The 19,417-nt window shown below is 48.0% G+C and carries 15 protein-coding genes, 4 tRNA genes and 1 riboswitch; of the genes, 17 read left to right on the top strand and 2 right to left on the bottom strand.

All coding sequences use genetic code 11. The annotated features are described in order from the left end of the window. Nucleotides 1-69 precede the first annotated feature (69 nt). From A7975_RS30525 to A7975_RS30505, 5 genes are all read left to right on the top strand, one after another. Nucleotides 70-146, top strand: a tRNA-Met gene (locus A7975_RS30525). A 41-nt stretch (nucleotides 147-187) separates the two neighbouring features. Continuing rightward, nucleotides 188-264: transfer RNA gene (locus tag A7975_RS30520), tRNA-Asp, on the top strand. 30 nt (nucleotides 265-294) lie between these two features. After that, nucleotides 295-369: transfer RNA gene (locus A7975_RS30515), tRNA-Gln, on the top strand. Nucleotides 370-376: 7 nt separating this feature from the next. Then, nucleotides 377-451: transfer RNA gene (locus A7975_RS30510), tRNA-Gly, on the top strand. A gap of 83 nt (nucleotides 452-534) precedes the next feature. Continuing rightward, a complete protein-coding gene (locus A7975_RS30505) occupies nucleotides 535-1,128 on the top strand; it encodes a P-loop nucleotide/nucleoside kinase family protein (protein WP_065387641.1) in 594 nt (197 codons plus the stop codon). Here A7975_RS30505 and A7975_RS30500 read toward each other — a convergent pair. Beyond that, on the bottom strand, nucleotides 1,125-2,522 hold the full coding sequence (locus tag A7975_RS30500; protein WP_053374109.1) for a DUF5808 domain-containing protein: 1,398 nt from the start codon (nucleotides 2,520-2,522) through the stop codon (nucleotides 1,125-1,127). The two genes, A7975_RS30505 and A7975_RS30500, sit on opposite strands and share 4 nt — an antisense overlap. A gap of 10 nt (nucleotides 2,523-2,532) precedes the next feature. After that, nucleotides 2,533-2,928, bottom strand: coding sequence for a GntR family transcriptional regulator (locus A7975_RS30495; RefSeq protein WP_053374110.1), 396 nt, complete (start codon nucleotides 2,926-2,928; stop codon nucleotides 2,533-2,535). A 196-nt stretch (nucleotides 2,929-3,124) separates the two neighbouring features. Here A7975_RS30495 and A7975_RS30490 point away from each other — a divergent pair, with 196 nt between their 5' ends. The 12 genes from A7975_RS30490 to A7975_RS30435 all read left to right on the top strand — a co-directional run bounded on the left by A7975_RS30490 (nucleotide 3,125) and on the right by A7975_RS30435 (nucleotide 19,410). Then, complete coding sequence (locus tag A7975_RS30490) at nucleotides 3,125-4,129, top strand: Gfo/Idh/MocA family protein (RefSeq protein WP_065387640.1); 1,005 nt, start codon at nucleotides 3,125-3,127, stop codon at nucleotides 4,127-4,129. A 166-nt stretch (nucleotides 4,130-4,295) separates the two neighbouring features. Then, entirely contained in the window at nucleotides 4,296-5,060 is a 765-nt protein-coding gene (locus A7975_RS30485; RefSeq protein WP_065387639.1) for an NUDIX domain-containing protein, read from the top strand. Between the two features lie 23 nt (nucleotides 5,061-5,083). After that, nucleotides 5,084-5,893 carry a ribose-phosphate diphosphokinase gene (locus tag A7975_RS30480; protein ID WP_053374113.1) on the top strand — a complete coding sequence of 270 codons (810 nt, stop codon included), beginning with the start codon at nucleotides 5,084-5,086 and terminating at the stop codon, nucleotides 5,891-5,893. Nucleotide 5,894: 1 nt separating this feature from the next. Further along, entirely contained in the window at nucleotides 5,895-7,379 is a 1,485-nt protein-coding gene (locus tag A7975_RS30475) for a nicotinate phosphoribosyltransferase (protein WP_065387638.1), read from the top strand. Nucleotides 7,380-7,717: 338 nt separating this feature from the next. Then, nucleotides 7,718-9,136: an RtcB family protein gene (locus A7975_RS30470; protein ID WP_065387637.1), complete on the top strand. Its 1,419-nt coding sequence runs from the start codon at nucleotides 7,718-7,720 to the stop codon at nucleotides 9,134-9,136. A gap of 258 nt (nucleotides 9,137-9,394) precedes the next feature. Beyond that, nucleotides 9,395-10,177, top strand: a complete 783-nt coding sequence (locus A7975_RS30465; RefSeq protein WP_053374116.1) for a nucleotidyltransferase domain-containing protein — start codon at nucleotides 9,395-9,397, stop codon at nucleotides 10,175-10,177. A 32-nt stretch (nucleotides 10,178-10,209) separates the two neighbouring features. Next, nucleotides 10,210-11,475, top strand: a complete 1,266-nt coding sequence (locus A7975_RS30460) for a class I SAM-dependent methyltransferase (protein ID WP_065387636.1) — start codon at nucleotides 10,210-10,212, stop codon at nucleotides 11,473-11,475. Nucleotides 11,476-11,480: 5 nt separating this feature from the next. Beyond that, nucleotides 11,481-14,066 (top strand): metallophosphoesterase, encoded by a 2,586-nt coding sequence (locus A7975_RS30455; protein ID WP_065387635.1) that lies wholly within the window; start codon nucleotides 11,481-11,483, stop codon nucleotides 14,064-14,066. A 123-nt stretch (nucleotides 14,067-14,189) separates the two neighbouring features. Beyond that, nucleotides 14,190-14,275: riboswitch (cyclic di-GMP riboswitch) on the top strand. Between the two features lie 84 nt (nucleotides 14,276-14,359). Continuing rightward, entirely contained in the window at nucleotides 14,360-17,266 is a 2,907-nt protein-coding gene (locus tag A7975_RS30450; RefSeq protein ID WP_053374119.1) for an EAL domain-containing protein, read from the top strand. 44 nt (nucleotides 17,267-17,310) lie between these two features. Then, a complete protein-coding gene (locus tag A7975_RS30445) occupies nucleotides 17,311-17,589 on the top strand; it encodes a hypothetical protein (RefSeq protein ID WP_065387634.1) in 279 nt (92 codons plus the stop codon). 134 nt (nucleotides 17,590-17,723) lie between these two features. After that, nucleotides 17,724-18,533, top strand: coding sequence for an adenosylmethionine decarboxylase (gene speD / locus A7975_RS30440; protein WP_053374121.1), 810 nt, complete (start codon nucleotides 17,724-17,726; stop codon nucleotides 18,531-18,533). A 7-nt stretch (nucleotides 18,534-18,540) separates the two neighbouring features. Continuing rightward, nucleotides 18,541-19,410: an SDR family oxidoreductase gene (locus A7975_RS30435; RefSeq protein ID WP_053374122.1), complete on the top strand. Its 870-nt coding sequence runs from the start codon at nucleotides 18,541-18,543 to the stop codon at nucleotides 19,408-19,410. The last annotated feature ends 7 nt before the right edge of the window (nucleotides 19,411-19,417 follow it).

Raw genomic sequence — 19,417 nt, 5'->3', positions numbered from 1 at the left:
TTCAGCAAACCTAATCTTTCGTATCCAGTTTTCAGGGCGCAATTTGTTCTGACTATATGCTTTAATTGACGCGGGGTGGAGCAGCCCGGTAGCTCGTCGGGCTCATAACCCGAAGGCCGCAGGTTCAAATCCTGCCCCCGCAACCAAAACCAAGGTTTCACCTTCGGATTTATCCGAGCTTACATATGGAGCTGTGGTGTAGTGGCCCAACATGCCTGCCTGTCACGCAGGAGACCGCGGGTTCGAATCCCGTCAGCTCCGCCATTTTAACTAAAAAGCACAGAAAATAGATGTTGGGGATTAGCCAAGCGGTAAGGCAACGGACTTTGACTCCGTCATTCTCAGGTTCGATCCCTGAATCCCCAGCCATTGATTTGCGGAAGTGGCTCAGCGGTAGAGCATCGCCTTGCCAAGGCGAGGGTCGCGGGTTCGATTCCCGTCTTCCGCTCCAATTTAACACATTCAAAACACCTTGCATTGCGGGGTGTTTTTTTGTTATGAATAAGAGAATAACGGTCGATGAGGGAGGACGCCATGCGTAAATTAGTATTTTTTGTTGGTGGGGCTGGGTCAGGCAAGACGACGCTCGCGAAGACGCTGGCAAAGGAGAAAGGGGTAGCCATTCTAGATATGGATACGCTGCTGCGTCCGGCTGCGGTGGCGCTTATGACGCAAGCTGGGCTTGATCCAAACGATAGAGATTCCAGCGCCTACAAAACGCTTTGCCGTGATTTAGGTTATCGCATTACGATGGACGCCGCGCTTGAGAATATCGCTAATGACGTGGATGTTTTTGTTATTGGGCCCTTTACGAAGGAAACGGAAACCCCGCGTTGGATCGAGCAGGAGCTCTCTACAATCGGGGCGACGTTATTTGATGTGGATGTGAAGGTTGTATTCGTCTATCTGCGGGATGCTAAGCTCCATTACGATCGAATCGTTCAGAGAGGTTCAGCGCTGGATCAGTACAAGCTCGACAACTGGAGCGAGTTTAGCCGCTCATTAGTTAGAAGAGAGCTGAAATGGCGTCTTCCAGCTTCTTCTGTGCTTTATTTTGACAACTCTAAAGGACTGGATGGGCAATCGCTGGCAGAGCTGGAGCGCTTCGTATACGATGGCTCCGTCTAGCTTGCTGCAGGCTGTGGCTTGCGTGAAGCTAGCTCATGGTAGAGTGCTTCCGTCTTAGCGGCATCCTTATCGTTAAAAACAACGTACAAGCCGTCTAGCTGAATGAAAATGTATGGCGGTGAATTTTTGAATACATACAGCTTGGCGGCCCCTAGCTTATCTAATGAAAAGTTGCCTCTGGCATATTCGGCTGTTGCCGTGCCATTTGTTCTAAAGCCGCTAGGCAGCTCATTTTCAAGCGTGACTTCCTTTACATCACTCATATTAAAGCTGTAATCGTAGAGCGGGTAATCAATGGAGACGCTGCCGCTATCATTAATCGTAAGTAATGGGGACGTGTTGTCAGATTGCACGGCAAACGCCGCAAGCGGAATGATGATAACAAGTGCAAGCACGATCCCGCCGTATTGAATCCATTTTCCGCCTCGGGTTGCCATATTGACCGTTGAACCGATGCCCACGCGTTTTGGCACCATGATCGCTTTATCTTCAGGGTTAAAATAAGTCGAGCCATTGATCCAGTAGGCATCATTATCGGTAACAATGGACTCGCCATCCGTCTCCGCCAGACTTTCCTCTAACGCATGTACCTTGTTATGTACGAAGAAAATACTGCCTAGTGGAACCAGCGATACCATAATAATGCCAATGATCCATTGCGTGAAGCTAAGGGAGCTTCCCTGCGTCAAAATCGTATAAGCGACATATGCGTTGATGCTCTCAAAAATAGCGAGAATTGGCCATAGGATGGACCAGTAGCGTCTTGCAGCACGGTTGATAGCGGCATTAATATCGTGATTTTTGCTATACACCTTCGTCTTCATATTGCCAAAAGCGGCGTATATGGCATACAAAATGACGGTCATCGCAAGTGAAGCGAATCCAGTCATTCGCAAGAGCATGTTGGTGTTTATAAAGGATAGGAGGATGGGCACGACGGATAATAGTGCGGGAATCATAAACCAATAGGGCGAAGCAAGCGTTGATTTTTTTAACTGCGTTACTTTAGCATCGATACGGATGATCTTCTTTTCCCCAACAAACCACTGCTTTTCACGTTTGAGCGCAGCTGTTTTGTGATGGATTTTGTTAAACGGAAGCTTAGACGAATAAAGGAACGCAGCAAACCAAAGAAACATATAACTAAGGGTCAATGAGAAGTAATCGCTTAGCAGGAAAAATGGAGCTAAGGTAATCAACGCGATGATCCCGTATATGGCGTAGGCTTTTTTGTATTCGGATTGAAACTGCTTGATTGCGGCATCATTAAAAGCCTTGGGCGGGAGAGTCACACCGAATAAAATATGGTTGCTGGGATTGGCTTGCTTAAAAAACATAACAAGAATGCTGATATAAACAATTGCGGCTGGAATAATCAATAAAAGATTGTTCATGAAAACGCTCCTATTCTGGCAGGGAATGATGTTTGCTGGCTGCGGCAGCGAAGATGTCCGAGCAAATCTGCATAAATTGCTCTTGTCCAACACCTTTCAAGCTGGCCTCTGATATGACAAGCTTTAATTCGCGCTCCAGCTTCTGGATGAAGCCGGCTTGCTTGCCCCACACCGTGGACACTTTGGCGCCATGCCTCCGATCAATGGATATGAACCCTTCGTTTTTCAAAATGGCATATGCTTTGTTCACCGTCATGGCATTAACGCCTAAATCATCAGCAAGCTGCCTTACGCTTGGCAATCGCTCGCCGTACTCAAGCCCGCCTACGCCAATTCCGATGACGATTTGGTTGCGGAGCTGGACGTAGATCGGTATTTCGCTATTGTAATCAAGCTTCATAATCATCGGATCACCCCATCTTACAAAGTATTATTTGTATTACGAATACTAATACAAATTAGTCGGATTGTCAAAAATGCAAGCGGGTTAGCTTGGACAGGCTCACCCTAAAATAGCTATAATAAGCAGTAGCGGAATTTGTTATCCAATGATTAATAGCGTAAAGCTTTTATCCAATAAATAACCTCAAGGAGAGACATGAATGACGACTACCATTCGATTTGGCATTATCGGTACAAACTGGATTACAGAACAATTTATCGACGCGGCAAGCGAGGTTGAAGGCTTTAAGCTTTCGGCTGTCTATTCGCGTTCATTAGAGACGGCGAGCGCATTCGCGGCTAAACATAACATCGCAGCTACCTTTACGGACGTGGAGGCGATGGCAGCAAGCGGAGAGATTGATGCGGTCTATATTGCGAGCCCGAACTCGTTTCATGCGGGACATGCGATAACGTGCATGAACCACGGGGTACATGTGCTTTGCGAGAAGCCAATCGCTTCGAACGCCCATGAGCTTCGTCAAATGATCGCCGCAGCCAAAGAGAACGGCGTTCTATTGATGGAGGCGCTCAAATCGACGCTGCTTCCGAGCTTCAAGGCGGTTCAGGACAATCTGCATAAGCTGGGGACGGTACGGCGCTATTTTGCAAACTACTGCCAATACTCTTCGAGATACGATGCTTACAAAGCAGGCACGGTGCTTAACGCCTTTAATCCGGCATTCTCCAATGGCGCGCTGATGGATCTAGGCATCTATTGCATCTATCCGCTTGTGGCGCTATTCGGCAAGCCGGATGCGATTAAAGCTACAGGCGTTATGCTGGAATCCGGCGTGGATGGCGAAGGCAGCATCGTGCTGCAATATGCGGGCATGGATGCGGTTATCATGTATTCAAAAATTACGCACTCGTCGCTGCCTTCCGAAATCCAAGGAGAAAGCGGAAGCATTGTCATTGATAAAATTAGCGAGCCTGCCAAGATCGAACTCCAATATCGAAAGGGAGAAGCAGAGGATCTTTCGCAGCAGACAAACAGCAAATCGATGTTCTATGAGGCGAAGGAATTTATCGCGCTTATTAGAGCAGGACGTACGGAGTCATCGGTAAATACATTTGAAAATTCGCTTGCAACGATGGAAATCATGGACGAGGCGCGTAAGCAAATCGGACTCGCCTACCCTGCGGATGCAGCGGCATCCCTATAAAGACATCTAAGAGAAACGAAGTGGCGGGCAGCTGCTTCGTTTTTTTTACTCGCTGCGGGCCAAGACCAAATGCCTATTTTTTGTAAAAGGCATTGACAACGATAATCAATAATGTCATTATGATAATATCAAAACGAAACAACATTCGGATCGGGAGAGAAAAACGATGGTTGAACATGAAGCGAATTACTCTGCAAGCCACTACCGCACGCCGGACGGCGCACCGGCAGATATCGTTATTTTTACAATCGTATCCACGGAGAAGCAATCAGCGAAGAAGGCATTGCCTACGCGGGAATTGCAGGTGCTGCTGATTCAGCGGAACATTTGGCCGTTTGAGGGCAAGTGGGCATTGCCGGGCGGCTTCACGCTGGAGAACGAGACGGTATACGATTGCGCGAAGCGCGAGCTGCAGGAGGAGACGGCAGTCGAGGATGTGCATATCGAATATTTTAACGTATACAGCGCGCCCGGCCGTGATCCGCGGGGCTGGATCATCTCCCACGCGTTTCTGGCGCTCGTTAATGAGCGGGTGCTTGCAAATCGGGCGGCAGCCGTTGATGCCTCAGATGTGCAATTGTTCACAGTCGAGGAAGCGCTCCAGATGGAGCTGGCTTTTGACCATAAGCAAATTTTGCTGGATGCGCTGCAAGGGATTCGCAAGAAAATGCTCACGACGACGATTGCGAAGGAGTTTCTCCCAGAGGAATTCACGCTTAGCGAGCTGTATCAGGTCATACAGACGGTTGTGCCAGACTTTGAGGAGCCGAATTTCATTCGCAAGCTAACGTCGACGAAGAGCCGCAGTACGATCATCGAGGAAGCGACGGATGAGGACGGCATGCCGAAGCAATCCAAGCAGTATTCGCAGCGAGCGGCGCAGCTGTACTGTTTTACGAAGGAAGAGCCTAGATTGTCTATCTATAGCTGAATGCTTATGAGGAGAGTGACGGCATGCTGAAGTTTAATGGAGTGGAGCTTGGCTTAAAGCAGTTCCCAAACGGCGAGACGCTTGTGAACGGGGATGAGATTTTAACGCATATGGCGGATTTCAATACGATCGTCTGGAAGTATGAGGATGACGGCGATCTCATCAAGCTGATGTTCGTTAAGAGCTATCTCGATGACCGCAGAGTCAAAAGCACGCTGACGATTTATTATTTGCCCTATAGCCGGATGGACCGGGTAGAAGGAACGTCCGCTTTTACATTAAAATATACGGCTGCCTTCATCAATAGCTTGAATTTTGAGTCGGTGACGATCATTGAGCCGCATTCGGATGTATCGCTCGCGCTGATCGACCGAAGCATCGGAAAATATCCGACGATTCAACTGCTGGAGCAGGTTGCTGCCGAGGTGGGCTTTGATCCTGAGCAGGATTACCTGTTCTTCCCGGATGCAGGCGCGCAGAAGCGCTACAGCAAGGTGCAAGGCTACAAGCAGCTGGTAGGCTTTAAGGCGAGGGACTTTCAGACGGGACAAATCAAGAGCCTTGATGTAGTCGGGAATGTGGATGGCAAAGGCTTTAAAGCGATCATTGTGGATGACCTATGCTCGTATGGCGGCACGTTTATGCTTAGCGCGGAGAAGCTGAAGGAGATAGGAGCCACGCATATTTATTTGCTGGTCGGGCATTGCGAGAATTCGATTTACAAAGGAAAAATATTGGAATCGGATCTCATTGATAAGGTATATACGACCGATACGATACTAGGCAAGGCTGAACACCATAAAATTCACGTATTCGAAATGGGAGGTTTATAAGATGACGCAAACATTCGTTTATCCAGCTACGCTGTTGTGCGATTTTTACAAGGTGAGCCATAAAAATCAGTATCCAAAAGGCACGGAGCTCGTTTACTCGACCTGGACAGCACGTACAAGCCGCTTGGATGATATTAACGAGGTAGTGGCATTTGGCTTCCAATCGTTTATTAAACAATATTTGATCGATTATTTTAACGAGCATTTTTTTGCTAGGACAAAAGAAGAAGTAGCGGCAGAGTACAAACGTGTCATTCAATATGCGCTTGGCGCGGCGGAGCCGGATGCTTCGCATATCGAAGAGCTGCATGATCTTGGCTGCTTGCCGGTCAAAATCAAAGCGATCAAAGAGGGTGCCCTCGTTCCCATAAAAGTGCCTATGCTGACGATCGAGAATACGAAGCCGGAGTTTTTCTGGCTCACCAATTATTTGGAGACGTTGATGTCGTGCCAGCTGTGGATGCCGGCTACGAGCGCGACGCTGGCCTTTGAATATCGCAAAATATTAGAAGCGTATGCGCTTAATACAAACGGTGATACGGCAGGCGTGCCATTCCAAGGCCATGATTTCTCGATGCGGGGCATGGGCGCCCTGGAATCGGCTCTTGGAAGCAGCGCGGGACATCTGCTCTCGTTCACGGGAACGGATACGATACCGGCTATTTTGTATATGGAAAATTACTATAATGCGAATATCGAGAAGGAATTGGTCGGAACCTCGATTCCGGCAACGGAGCACAGCGTCATGTGCGCGCATGGACGGGACGAAATGGCATCGTACCGTTACTTGATCAAAGAGGTGTATCCGAGCGGCTTCGTCTCGATCGTATCGGATACATGGGACTTGTGGAGCGTATTGGACGTTGTTATCCGCGGCTTGAAGGAAGATATCATGAGCAGGGACGGCAAGGTGGTCATACGGCCTGACAGCGGCGATCCGGTTAAAATCATCTGCGGCGACCCGGATGGGGAGAACGAGTTCGAGCGCAAGGGCGTTATCGAAATACTATGGGATATTTTTGGCGGGACGGTGACGGAGAAGGGCTATAAGCAGCTCGACAGCCACATTGGCGCGATATACGGCGATGCGATTACGATTTCGCGCTGCCGCGAAATTTGCGAACGGCTTGCGGGCAAAGGCTTCGCTTCGACGAATATGGTGTACGGCATCGGTTCGTTTACGTACCAATACAATACCCGGGATACGTTCGGCTTCGCTTTGAAATCGACCTTTACCGTTGTGAACGGCGAGGAGCGCAAAATTTATAAAGATCCGAAAACCGATAACGGCGTGAAAAAATCGCAAACGGGTCTAGTGCTCGTGACGGAGCAGGATGGCAAGCTCGGCTTTACCGATAATTTAAGCCTTGCGGAGTATGAGGCGCGCGCGGCAGAAGACCAGCTGGAAGTGGTATTTGAGGACGGGAAGCTCATTCGGGATCTTACGCTAGCAGAGGTGCGCGCGAACTTATTGGATCAATTATAAACGAGTAAATGGGAATACGCCGCGCGGAAGCAGCAGAGTCATTATTGGAAAATTTCTAAAAAGGTTGACAGATGCTGGGTGACGGGCGTATTATGATGTAAATCAAATGAAGGGAGGCCGATGAACATGCACGAACATAATTTAGCATTTAACGCATTTAACGCAGCTTCATATAGCAAGTCCATTTCATCGGCTTCTGCGGGGCCTGTGACTGTTTTCTAAAATTTTGCAAGCTATAGCTGCACAGTTTAGGAAATAAAGGCGCAAGTAAAGCCATGGACATGATTAGGGTCCATGGCTTTTTTGTGTTCATTTGAATTTAAGGAGTTTTAACGTTTATGAAAGAAACCTATTATCAGAAAGTTCAGCTGCCTTCGGGGCAGGTGCATGTTTATGCGGGACCGGAGCTATTCGCGTCCTTAGATTATAAAGTGTTTGAAATGGCGAACAACAATTTGCAAATTCCGAATCAGGTTTATATGAGCTATACGCCGGACGTTCACGTTGGGGTAGGTACTTGCATTGGCACAACTGCGGTGTGGAATACGAGCGACGGCTTCGTATCCCCGTCGATTGTGGGCAGCGATATCGGCTGCGGGATGCGCGTACAGCTCACGAGTCTCCATAAGGATGACTTGAAGGAGGTAAAGCTGCGCCGGAAGCTGGTTAGAGCGATTGAAAAGCATTTGCCGGTGGAGGAGCACGCAAGAGGCCATTTCTCGGATATTAGACTTGAGAATGTGGTGAAGAAAGGGCTGCACGGCTTGCCCAAAAAATATATTCCCGATGCGTACACGCCGCGCAAAGCAACCTCCTTAACCCATGTGGAGAGCAGCCAGTTTTATTTTGACGAAGAGGTGCTGGATAAGTTTCCGGAGGTCGTATGGCATCGCGCGCATCGCCAGCTTGGCACGCTCGGAGGCGGCAATCATTTTGTCGAGATTCAAGCGATTGAAATTGCCGAGGAAAACCGGGAAATCGCAGAGGAGTGGGGATTATACGACGGCCAGGTCGTCATTATGATTCATTCCGGCTCGCGTGCCTGGGGAGGCGCGGTCAGTCAATACTGCGGCACCGATATTGCCAAAATGATGCGTCATGAAGGAATCGGCACCGCTGATCCCAAGCTGCTTTACGCGCCGCTTTCCCATCCGCTCGGGCAAACCTATGTGAATCTCATGTACTCCGCGCTCAATTATGCAGTCGTGAATCGTCATTTGATCGCTTATGCAGTCCGCGAGGCAGGCAAGGATGTATTCGGCTCCAAATTCGAGCTGCGTACGTTGTATGATCTCATGCATAACTATGCGTGGGAGGAAGAGCAGGATGAGCAAGCCTACTTCGTTCATCGCAAGGGGGCGACAAGAGCGCTCCCGGCGGGGCATCCGGACAATCCGGAGCCATACCGCAGTACGGGGCATCCTGCGCTTATACCAGGCTCGATGGGAACCGCTTCGTATATTATGGTCGGCAGCCCGGAAGGAAAAGCAAATCATTATTCCATCTGTCATGGAGCAGGGCGCATACGCTCACGCAATGCGACGAAGCAGCTGGTATCCGTTGAAGAGGTAGCCGCCGCGATGCGGGTAGGTACGGATGATGAAATCGTTGTGAATCAGCGCTCCATGGAATCGCTGGTGGATGAGTCGCCGCAGGCATACAAGGATGTTGATCAAATCATTGAGAGCGTCGTAGGCGCGGGGCTCGCGCAGGTGGTTGCGAAGTGCAAGCCGCTTGCAGCCGTAAAAGGAACTTAAACAAAAAGGTATTGAGGGGGTCCGAGTAGAATGGTTAACAATCAACTAGAAAATCATCCATTAAATGGGTCTGAGCAAATCAACAGTTACAATCGTATAAGCGAGCATCTTTTTTCATCGGACCCATTGTACGGTATTTGAAGGGAGGCGTGTGCGGGCTTAGCGTTAGCCCCAGCGCACCCTATTCATCATTGCTAACCATGGACGAATGTGTCCATGGTTTTTTTTATGTTAAAGCTGAAGAAGGGAGTCATTAGCATGACTGATATACGAGCTGACATTTTTGAGGAGCTGGACCGCATTGAGCGCGAAGAGCAAGTGCGCATTCTATACGCCTGCGAATCGGGAAGCAGGGCATGGGGTTTTCCGTCAAAGGACAGCGATTATGACGTCCGTTTCCTCTACGTCAGGCCAGTGGAATGGTATTTATCGATCTTTAATAAGCGGGATGTTATCGAGCGCCCGATCAGCAACCTGCTGGATATTAACGGCTGGGATTTACGCAAGGCGCTTAACCTGTTCCGCAAATCGAATCCGCCGCTGATGGAATGGCTGCAATCGCCGATGCCTTATTACACGAAATACACGGTGGCTGAGCAAATTCGCAGCATTTCACCGTTAGCTTTTTCGCCTAAATCATGTATGTATCATTATCTCAATATGGCGAAGGGCAACTATAGAGAGTATCTGCAAGGCGAGCAAGTGAAAATAAAAAAATACTTTTACGTGCTAAGGCCCATTCTGGCATGCGAATGGATTGAGACCTACCATACGATGCCACCGATTGCATTTGATCGTTTGGTAGAGGCGCTAATTCCGCCGAGAAGCGAGCTGCGTGCGGCAATCGAACAGTTATTGCAGCGGAAGAAAGCAGGGGAGGAGCTGGACTTGGAGCCAAGGATACATCCGATCAATCATTATTTGGAGGATCGGATCGCCTACTTTGAGCGAACAGCTCTGGCGCTTGGGGACGGCAAGGAAGCGCGGGATGAGCAGCTAGATGATTTGTTCCGGAGCGCTTTACAAGAGGTATGGCGTTAAGGAAGCAACTGATAGGTGAGGGGAAGGTAAATATGGCAATCGTGCAAGTGAAGTCGACGAACCCAAGCTTTTCGTTCGTCATCAAAAAGAATCCGCATTCCGGCATGCTGCTGCGTGCCGTCCGCAAAGGAATGGCGTATGGCTGGTATACGGATGAAGGGACGTTCAACGTTTATTTTAAGGATGCAGACAACGAGGTTTCTTATAAACAGCATAGACAGGATCAGTTTGAATATCTTAACGTGTCTCGTTATAATACACCGCTGTTTGTGTTAGGAGCGATAAACGAATTTTTTGCTGCGCCGCTCAAAGCACAGGATCCAAAGGATACGGAACAATATGAGCACTCCTTCCATATCAACATGATCCATATCGAGCTTCTGCGCTATATTCATTTTTTTGAAAAGCATCTGACGGATTACTCGTTTGAAACGGTGCATCTAGCGCACAAAAGCTATTCGCTGACGATCAAGACGCAGAAATCGCTGTATGAGCTTATGCATGTCGTAAGCGTGCTTTGTTTGTTCCTATCGATATTCAGCGATGAGTACATTGATATTTCCGATGATATTTTGATCAAATATGTGAAGAGCATTCAAATTATAGATGCGCCGTTCTATCTTCGCAGCTTATTTGCCCGCAACTTCCTTGCATCCAGAGATCGCTTCAAGAAGTACAAGGAGGAGCTTGAGAAGACGGAGCGGTATTCGATCCAATTGGCTTTTGGCGGCACGGCGCAGCAGCGGAGGAGCTACATCGGCAGCGTGCTTCCCTTCGATAAATCGATTGTGGACGTAGGCTGCGGAGAAGGCTTTTATGCGATCCCGTTTGCGTCCAAGATCGAAGCCAGCTATTATGCGATAGATATAAGCGAGCCATTGCTAGAGGTGGTACAAAGAAAAGCGGCTGCGAAGGAGCTGGAAAACATCGCAACGTTTCCTTCCATCGATCACTTTATTGAGCAGTATAACGGCGAGCAGGTGGATGTCGTTTTGACAGAGGTTATTGAGCATATGAGTCTGGACGAGGCTAGCGCGCTTATACGGCAAATTTGCGGGCAGATCGATTTTGATCATTTTGTGCTGACCACTCCGAATGCGGAATTTAACGCGTATTATGAGCTGGACGATTTCCGTCATGATGACCATAAATGGGAGCTTGGGACAGCAGCGTTTCAGGAATGGCTGATAGCAGCAGTGGGAGAACAAAACGTTGATACGGAATTTGTAGCAATCGGCGATGGCGTGAATGGCATTCAGACGACGCAGGGAGCGATTTTGAGGAAAAGGAGGGAATAGCGGAGATGGAAATGAGAACGAGAGTCCATACGATATTTATGCTGATCGGTTCGACGGAATGCGGCAAAACGACATTCGCAAACGAGATTCTTATGCCGCAGCTGCGGTTTAGTGATGAGGCTAAAGGAGTAAATGCCAATGTGCAGTATATTTCCTCTGATAGCATCCGCCAGGAGCTGCTTGGCTTTGACTATGATAAATATGACCAAGTGATGCTGGAAGCGAGCGATCAGGCTTTCCGCCTTCTGTTCGAGAAGCTGAGGCTGGTCACGTCCTTTCCTATAAATGCGGAATTTGTTGTCGTGGACACAACAGGGCTGGCTGAGGATTTTCGGGCGAAGGTAAAGGATATTGCAAATGAAAACAACTACAATCTTGAGGTAGTGCTGTTCGATTACCGAAAGCGGGATGATTATTACGCATCGGAGCGATCGAAGAAGCTCATTACAAGCCATATCAACCGATTGCGCAAAGAGGTGCTTGGCTCATTATCGAGGGAGCGCTACTCCAAAATACATAAAGTTCGCGCGAAGGACTTTTATTCACCGTCTGCCGGAATAGCTAATGCGGATTATAAGGTCATCGTTGAGGATGCGGACGACTATTTGGATGTTATTTTGCCGCTTGATCAAAAAACGATTATGGTAGGCGACGTTCACGAGTGCGCAGATGAGCTGAGAGGCTTGCTCGTTAGCCATGGCTTTCAATTGGAAGACGGCCAGCTGATTGAAACGGAGAAGCTGAAGGGCACGAAGGTGCTGCTTGTTGGGGATTGGATCGACAAGGGCGGCCATACGAAGGAAATAATCGATTTTCTATATACGAATCGGCAGCATTTCTTGTTCGTGCTAGGCAACCATGAGAACTTCGTATATAAATTTATGCGCGGAGAAATTAAAGGCGTCGAAGAGGAGCTGCTTCATTCGTACTTTGATTCAACCGAGGTGCTTCGTCAGGATGAAGAGCTGCTTCGGCGGTTTAATCATCTAGTGTCGCTATCAAAGCCCTTCTATCGGATGGTGGGCAAAAGAGGAGCATCCTTCTATGTGACGCATGCGCCCTGTGCGAATAAATATTTGGGCAAGCTGGACCCGAACTCGGTTAGGCATCAGCGGAACTTCCGGATCGACCGCTCGGCGCCGCTGGAGGAGCAGCTTTCGTTCTTGAAGCGGGAGGCGGCATATAATCAGCCTTATCACGTATTCGGTCATATCGCAGCCAAAAACGCGTTCCGAATTAAAAATAAAATCCATCTTGATTCGGGTGCGGTGCACGGCAATTTGCTTACCTCGGTGATACTCTCGGCGAAGCCGATGTATAAATCGCAAAAATCAGAGCAAGCGGCTATGACGGATGTGCTGCACACGCTGTTCAAGGAAGAGCAAAAGGTGTCGCTGCAGGAGCTCGGTGACGATGAAGCGCGCAGGCTGCAATACTGCTCGGCTAATAAGATTAACTTTATATCGGGGACGATGGCGCCAGCAGACAAGGATGAGGCAGCGCAGGAGCTTGAATCGCTGAGGAAAGGGCTGGACTATTTTGCAAGGCAGGGCGTTAAAGAGGTCGTGCTCCAGCCTAAATATATGGGATCAAGATGCAATGTCTATTTGCATGCGGAGCTTGCGCAATGTTTTGCGGTAAGCCGCAATGGTTATAAGATCAATAAGATTGATCTTACGGCTGTATACGAGAGATTGCAGCAAAGACTAGGAAGCTATATGAAGGAAAACGGCATTGCGATGCTCATTCTCGACGGTGAATTGCTGCCTTGGCAGGCGCTCGGAGAAGGCCTTATAGAGAAGCAGTTTAAACCGATCGGAAAGGCGCTTGAGTCGGAGCTTGCGTTCCTTAAGGCGAATGGGTTCGAGGAAGCGTTCGATAAGCTTGCGCTAGGATACAAGGAAAGCGGCTTTGAGAAGGATCAATTCCATCTGTCCAAAGGGGCGCTTAATGAAAAATATGGCCTGAACGTCTACCAAAGCTACAAATATGTTCATTCGGTTTTGGAGAAGCATATGCCTCTTGCCGATCATATGGACGCCTACAGCACGTACAAGAAGCAGCTTGAGCTGTATGCGGAGGCTGGCGAGCTGGCATACAAACCGTTCTCGCTGCTCAAAATCATCCATGAGGATGGCCGGGAGATGCTGCCTGAATGGAAGACATCGGAGATGTATCATTTCCTCTCGGATGATCCGTTCCTTGCGCTCAATCTATCCGCAGAGGAGAGCTATGAGCAAGCGGAGCAGTATTTCTTAACGCTCACGGTGGATAACCATATGGAGGGAGTCGTCATTAAGCCAGAATACTCAGAGCCGCATATCGTTCCTTATATGAAGGTGCGTAATGCGAACTATATGTCGATTATTTATGGCTATGATTATCGTTTCCCGCATAAGTACAACAAACTCATTAGACAGAAGAGCATTCATCTGAAGCTTCGCACCTCTTTAAAAGAGCACCGGCTCGGGCAAAAAATGCTGGCGATTCCTTTTGCTGAAATTGCGCCGGATAACGCAGCGTATAAGGCTGCTGCTGCAAATCTACTATTTGAGGTTGCCAGAGAGAAGGAGATTGATCCACGCTTGTAATGATCTGTCTCTAGCATTTGACCTCCCCCTCAGGGGAGGTTTTTTGACAAATTTCGACTTATTTTCTGAAATTGCATATGGTATATATCGGAATTGTATGAAATAATCATATAAGTAAAAAGTCCTAGTAAAGAGCAAAGTTGTCGAAAGACAATGACGCAAAGCCAACAGGCCTAAAGGGAATTTCCAAAGGTGGCTGGGTTGCCAAAGGGATGAGAGATACTATACTTATATCCTCTTCCTCAAAACTACAGGTTACCGCAAATGTTAATAAGAGGGAAGGATATTAAGCAATGGATAAAAACATTCAGCTTTTTAACGGCAACGGCAAAAGCTTTGAACTTGTTCAGCAAATCGCGAATTTAGGATACTGGGAATTCGATCATGTTCGGAAACAAGCGTCTTGGTCGAATCAAATGTTTGATATATATGGGATGAGTACGGATTTCTCGGTAAAGCAGGAAGATTTTTTTGATCTTATTCATGCCGAGGATCGCGAGCGTATTAAGAAACAGTTCTATGAATCGGCAGAAATGAAAAAAGAGTTCATCAGCGAATATCGGATCATTCGCCAGAGCGGGGAGATTCGTTATGTACTGGAGCATATTTCATTTATTCTCGGCGATGACAACGAAGTAACGAAAACGGTAGGCACAATTCAGGACGTCACGGAAAATAAAATTTTGAAGCATCGATTAATAGTGGAAGAACAGCATTATAAAGCGATATTTGAAAATAATCCGGATGCGGTCTTTTCATTTGACATTAACGGACATTTTTTGTCTTGCAATCCTGCCTTGGAGCAAATGTTTGGTTATACGAGAGACGAAATTATGCGGGGCAACTTCCACCAGATGGTGGATAAGGAGTATTTGGAGAGTACGACTCATTTATTTGAGGAAACGGTTAGAACACAGAGGCCTTGTAACTATGATACGAGGGGCGTGACGAAGAGCGGACGAAAGATCGATGTCAATGTGACCAATATACCGATGATCATCGATAACGAGCTTGTCGGGATATATGGCATAGCTAAGGATATTACGCAGGAGAAGAAAATGGAGCGGTCGCTTTCGGAGACGGAATTGAAATTCAGCAGCATCATAGAACAGTCTATCGTCGGCATATTTGTCGCTCAGAAAAAAAACTTTGTTTACACGAACAAAGAGCTGGATAAAATGCTTGGATATGAATCGCTAATTGGAGTGGCGGTTGAAGAAACGATACATATCGACGATCGTGAATCGATCATTAGTCAGGTCATGCAGCTTACGGAAGGACAGACGCTTCCTAATTTTTGCCAGAGGGCGATTAAACGAGACGGAACGGTCATTCATTGCGAAGTGCATGTTAACCGAGTGTCCCATATGGGGGAAAAAGCCATTATAGGCACCGTCTTGGACATTACGGAGCGGAACAAGGCGCAGGAGTTAAATCAGTATTTGGCTTACCACGATTACTTGACGGGCATGCCCAATCGGAGGAAGTTCGAGGAGCAGCTCGATACGCAGCTTAGAATAAGCGAGTTTTTTAACCAAAAGCTTGCTGTGTTGCTCATCGATTTAGACCGGTTTAAATATGTAAATGATACGCTCGGGCACCCCATTGGCGATGCGCTGCTGAAGCAAATCGCGATGAGGGTGATGAGCAGCTTTAGCGAATCGCAAGTAGCTTACCGGGTTGGCGGAGACGAGTTTTCGATCATACTGGCAAATGTGCAGCAGCAGAGCGATGTGACGGACGCTGCGGAGCAGCTTATTAAGCTCATTAAAGAGCAATTTGTTATAGATGGATTTGAGCTGAATGTAACAGCAAGCATCGGGATCAGTCAATCGCCGGACGATGGCTGCACGGTTGAGTCTTTGATGAAAAACGCGGATGCTGCCCTTTACCATGCCAAATCCAAAGGACGGGACCAGTCACAGTATTACTCCTCTTCGCTAAATGTGAAAACCTTTAAATTGTTTTCACTGAGCAACGATCTGCGCAAAGCGATGGAAAAAGGGGAGTTTTTCCTCGATTATATGCCTCGCGTCCACGCGCAAACGATGGAGGTTGTTGGCATTGAGGCGCTGCTGCGGTGGAACCATCCGGATTGGGGGCTGGTATCCCCGTCGGAGTTTATCCCGATCGCGGAAGAGAACGGACTTATCGTGCCGATAGGCGAATGGGTGCTTCGAGAGGCTTGCATGCAAAGCAAACGTTGGCAGAACATGGGGCTGCCTCCTATTATTATGTCGGTCAATTTCTCGGTTCAGCAGCTGCTGAAGCAAAATATATTAGAGACGATTGATTGCATCGTCGAAGAGACAGGCTTATCGCCAGATCGGTTGGAAATCGAAATTACGGAAAGCTCCTTCATCAGCAATGAGAAGGTCGTAACGGAGCTGCTGCTCGAGCTGAGGAAGCGTAGAATTAAAGTATCGCTTGACGATTTTGGCACGGGCTACTCCTCTCTTTATCTATTAAAGCGGTTAGCGCTGGATACGATCAAAATAGACAGGTCGTTTGTAGAGGAAATGATGACGGAGCCAAGCAATAAGAGCATTATCGAATGCATGATTCGGCTTGCTGGAGAGCTGAAAATGCATGTGGTTGCCGAGGGCGTGGAGACCAAGGAGCAATTCAACTATTTAAGGGAGCAGCAATGCGACGAGATCCAAGGCTATTATTTTAGCCGACCCGTTGACCCTGAGAGCATCGTTCAGCTGCTGCGCAAAAAAACGTTTATGGAGCCAGCGTTGCTTAGAAGCAGCATGGAGCCGATCCCAAACCGCAGACAATACTTTCGAATCGAGATGAAGCACAGCTTGCTGGCAGAGATGACGATTACGATGTTTAAGGGACGAAGCGTGCGGCTCGGCAGCACGGAGGTGCTCGTCCGAAATATCGGTCCAGGCGGCCTTCGGTTTATGGTAGGCGTTAAGCTTCCCGTCAACAGCGATATTCTGCTGATGTTCAAAACCCAAATTGTCAATCAAATGTACGTGCTATATGGCTTTATAGTCTGGTACAATGAACTGGACAATGATATTTATGAATACGGCGTGCAATTTCAAATGAAAGAGAAGGAGCATGAAGAGCTCGTCAATGCGCTTAATTTGCTTGCGATTAAACAGCGCGACGGCATTTTGCCCCAAACACAAGTCTATGTGGGCGACCCCATACTCCGAATAAAGGAATTGAAAAAGCTTAATTGATGATAAAATACGTTGTTAAAGGATACGGATAGGAGGAGTAGAGCATGAACGATATCGTGAACAAATTTTGCGTCAAAACATTTGGTTCCTCAAACCTGGTAACGGAGATCGGCAAGGTGACGAAGGTAGCCAGCAGAACGATTCATGTTGACTGGGGCATGAAGAAGTACGTTTACCAAAACAAAGATTTCAGATGGATCCCGCTTACGAAAGAGGAAGTGGAGAAAAAATATCCGAAATCGAAATTTACGGAGGGCTCACTCAAACGGGCTTTGGCATTTGGTCTGGAGATCAAAGGCGTACAGCCGGTGTCATCTGAATAGATTTGACTATAAAAAGCATTTTGCGCTTGGCTAATCCCGAGCGTGAAATGCTTTTTTTATTGCAGATTGCCGTTTTATCGCATCGCGCTTTGGGTAAAAGGAAATAGTAGTAAGGAAAGAAGGGGGATGTGCGCTTGAAGCTAACGCCGGAACAGCGAATCCAATTGCATGGCTTTAATAACTTAACGAAGTCGCTCAGCTTTAATATGTATGACGTGTGTTATACGAGAACAAGGGAAGAGCGCGAAGCTTATATTGCCTATATTGACGAGCAATACAATTCGGATAGGCTGACGAAAATTTTAAACACCGTATCGGACATTATCGGCGCGCATGTACTGAATATTGCCAAGCAGGACTATGAGCCGCAAGGCGCCAGCGTGACCTTGCTCGTATCGGAAGGCCCTATCGTCGGCGGGCCGAATGAATCGTTCGAGGAATCGCCGGGCCCGCTGCCTGATTCAGTTGTGATGCATTTGGATAAAAGCCATATAACGGTCCATACGTATCCCGAGTATCACCCGAATGAAGGAATCAGCACCTTCCGGGCAGACATCGATGTGTCTACCTGCGGCGAAATATCGCCTTTGAAAGCGTTGAATTACTTAATTCATTCCTTTGATACGGACATCATGACGCTTGACTACCGCGTACGCGGCTTTACGCGTGACATTAACGGCCACAAGCTGTTTATTGATCATGACATCAACTCGATCCAAAATTACATACCGAAGGAAGAGTGCCTTTTGTATGACATGATCGACGTTAATATTTATCAGGAAAATGTGTTCCATACCAAGTGCAAGCTGAAGCAATTCGATTTGAACAATTATTTGTTCGGCTATACGAAGGATTCGCTGACAGCTAAGGAACAAGAAGAAATAACGAGAAGATTGAAGACCGAGATGGATGAAATCTTTTATGGAAAAAATATAAGGAGCTGATTTTCTCATGCCAAATTCCGCATCCCAAAAACCGATAAACCCGCCGCAGCACCAAAATCGCCAACCGGGTATCGAATCGGAAATGAACCCGCTGCCGATCTATGAATCTGATTCGTACAAGGCGGCAGGGAAGCTAAAGGGGAAGACGGCCATTATTACCGGAGGCGACAGCGGCATCGGCCGCGCGGTATCCGTTGCTTACGCGAAGGAAGGCGCCGATATTGCGATCGTTTATTTGAACGAGCATGAGGACGCGAAGAAAACGAAGGAGATCGCCGAGAAGGCTGGCGCCAAATGTTTGCTGATTTCCGGCGATATCGGTGACGAGGCGTTTTGCAAGAGCGTAATCGAACAGACGATAAAGGCGTTCGGCAAGCTTGATATTCTAGTAAACAATGCGGCCGAGCAGCATGTCCAGCAGAAGCTTGAGGATATTACATCCGAACAGCTTGTTGCGACATTCCGGACGAATGTGTTCAGCATGTTCTATTTAACGATTGTCGCTTTGCCGCATTTGAAGGCGTCAAGCGCGATCATCAATACGGCTTCGATTACCGCATACCGCGGCAATCCGATGTTAATCGACTATTCGGCTACAAAGGGAGCGATCGTTTCGTTTACCCGCGCGCTTTCGGTCAATTTGGCGGAGCAGGGCATTCGGGTTAATGGTGTCGCGCCCGGACCGATCTGGACGCCGCTGATTCCAGCGACGTTCGATGAGCAGTCCGTGGCGACGTTTGGTTCGGATACGCCGATGAAGCGGCCGGGCCAGCCGCATGAGCTGGCAGCTGCGTACGTCTACTTGGCTTGTGACGATTCCAGCTTTATGTCCGGCCAAATGCTGCATATCAATGGCGGAGAAGTCGTAAACGGATAAAGAACAA

Source organism: Bacillus sp. FJAT-26390, assembly GCF_001682865.1.
GTDB lineage: Bacteria > Bacillota > Bacilli > Paenibacillales > Paenibacillaceae > Pristimantibacillus.
This window is presented reverse-complemented; position numbering and strand designations above follow the sequence as displayed.

Excerpts from the sequence above, each read along its gene's own strand:
- A7975_RS30505 (WP_065387641.1), top strand. The coding sequence starts at position 535 with ATGCGTAAATTAGTATTTTTTGTTGGTGGGGCTGGGTCAGGCAAGACG.
- A7975_RS30500 (WP_053374109.1), bottom strand. The coding sequence starts at position 2,522 with ATGAACAATCTTTTATTGATTATTCCAGCCGCAATTGTTTATATCAGC.
- A7975_RS30495 (WP_053374110.1), bottom strand. The coding sequence starts at position 2,928 with ATGATTATGAAGCTTGATTACAATAGCGAAATACCGATCTACGTCCAG.
- A7975_RS30490 (WP_065387640.1), top strand. The coding sequence starts at position 3,125 with ATGACGACTACCATTCGATTTGGCATTATCGGTACAAACTGGATTACA.
- A7975_RS30485 (WP_065387639.1), top strand. The coding sequence starts at position 4,296 with ATGGTTGAACATGAAGCGAATTACTCTGCAAGCCACTACCGCACGCCG.
- A7975_RS30480 (WP_053374113.1), top strand. The coding sequence starts at position 5,084 with ATGCTGAAGTTTAATGGAGTGGAGCTTGGCTTAAAGCAGTTCCCAAAC.
- A7975_RS30475 (WP_065387638.1), top strand. The coding sequence starts at position 5,895 with ATGACGCAAACATTCGTTTATCCAGCTACGCTGTTGTGCGATTTTTAC.
- A7975_RS30470 (WP_065387637.1), top strand. The coding sequence starts at position 7,718 with ATGAAAGAAACCTATTATCAGAAAGTTCAGCTGCCTTCGGGGCAGGTG.
- A7975_RS30465 (WP_053374116.1), top strand. The coding sequence starts at position 9,395 with ATGACTGATATACGAGCTGACATTTTTGAGGAGCTGGACCGCATTGAG.
- A7975_RS30460 (WP_065387636.1), top strand. The coding sequence starts at position 10,210 with ATGGCAATCGTGCAAGTGAAGTCGACGAACCCAAGCTTTTCGTTCGTC.
- A7975_RS30455 (WP_065387635.1), top strand. The coding sequence starts at position 11,481 with ATGGAAATGAGAACGAGAGTCCATACGATATTTATGCTGATCGGTTCG.
- A7975_RS30450 (WP_053374119.1), top strand. The coding sequence starts at position 14,360 with ATGGATAAAAACATTCAGCTTTTTAACGGCAACGGCAAAAGCTTTGAA.
- A7975_RS30445 (WP_065387634.1), top strand. The coding sequence starts at position 17,311 with ATGAACGATATCGTGAACAAATTTTGCGTCAAAACATTTGGTTCCTCA.
- A7975_RS30435 (WP_053374122.1), top strand. The coding sequence starts at position 18,541 with ATGCCAAATTCCGCATCCCAAAAACCGATAAACCCGCCGCAGCACCAA.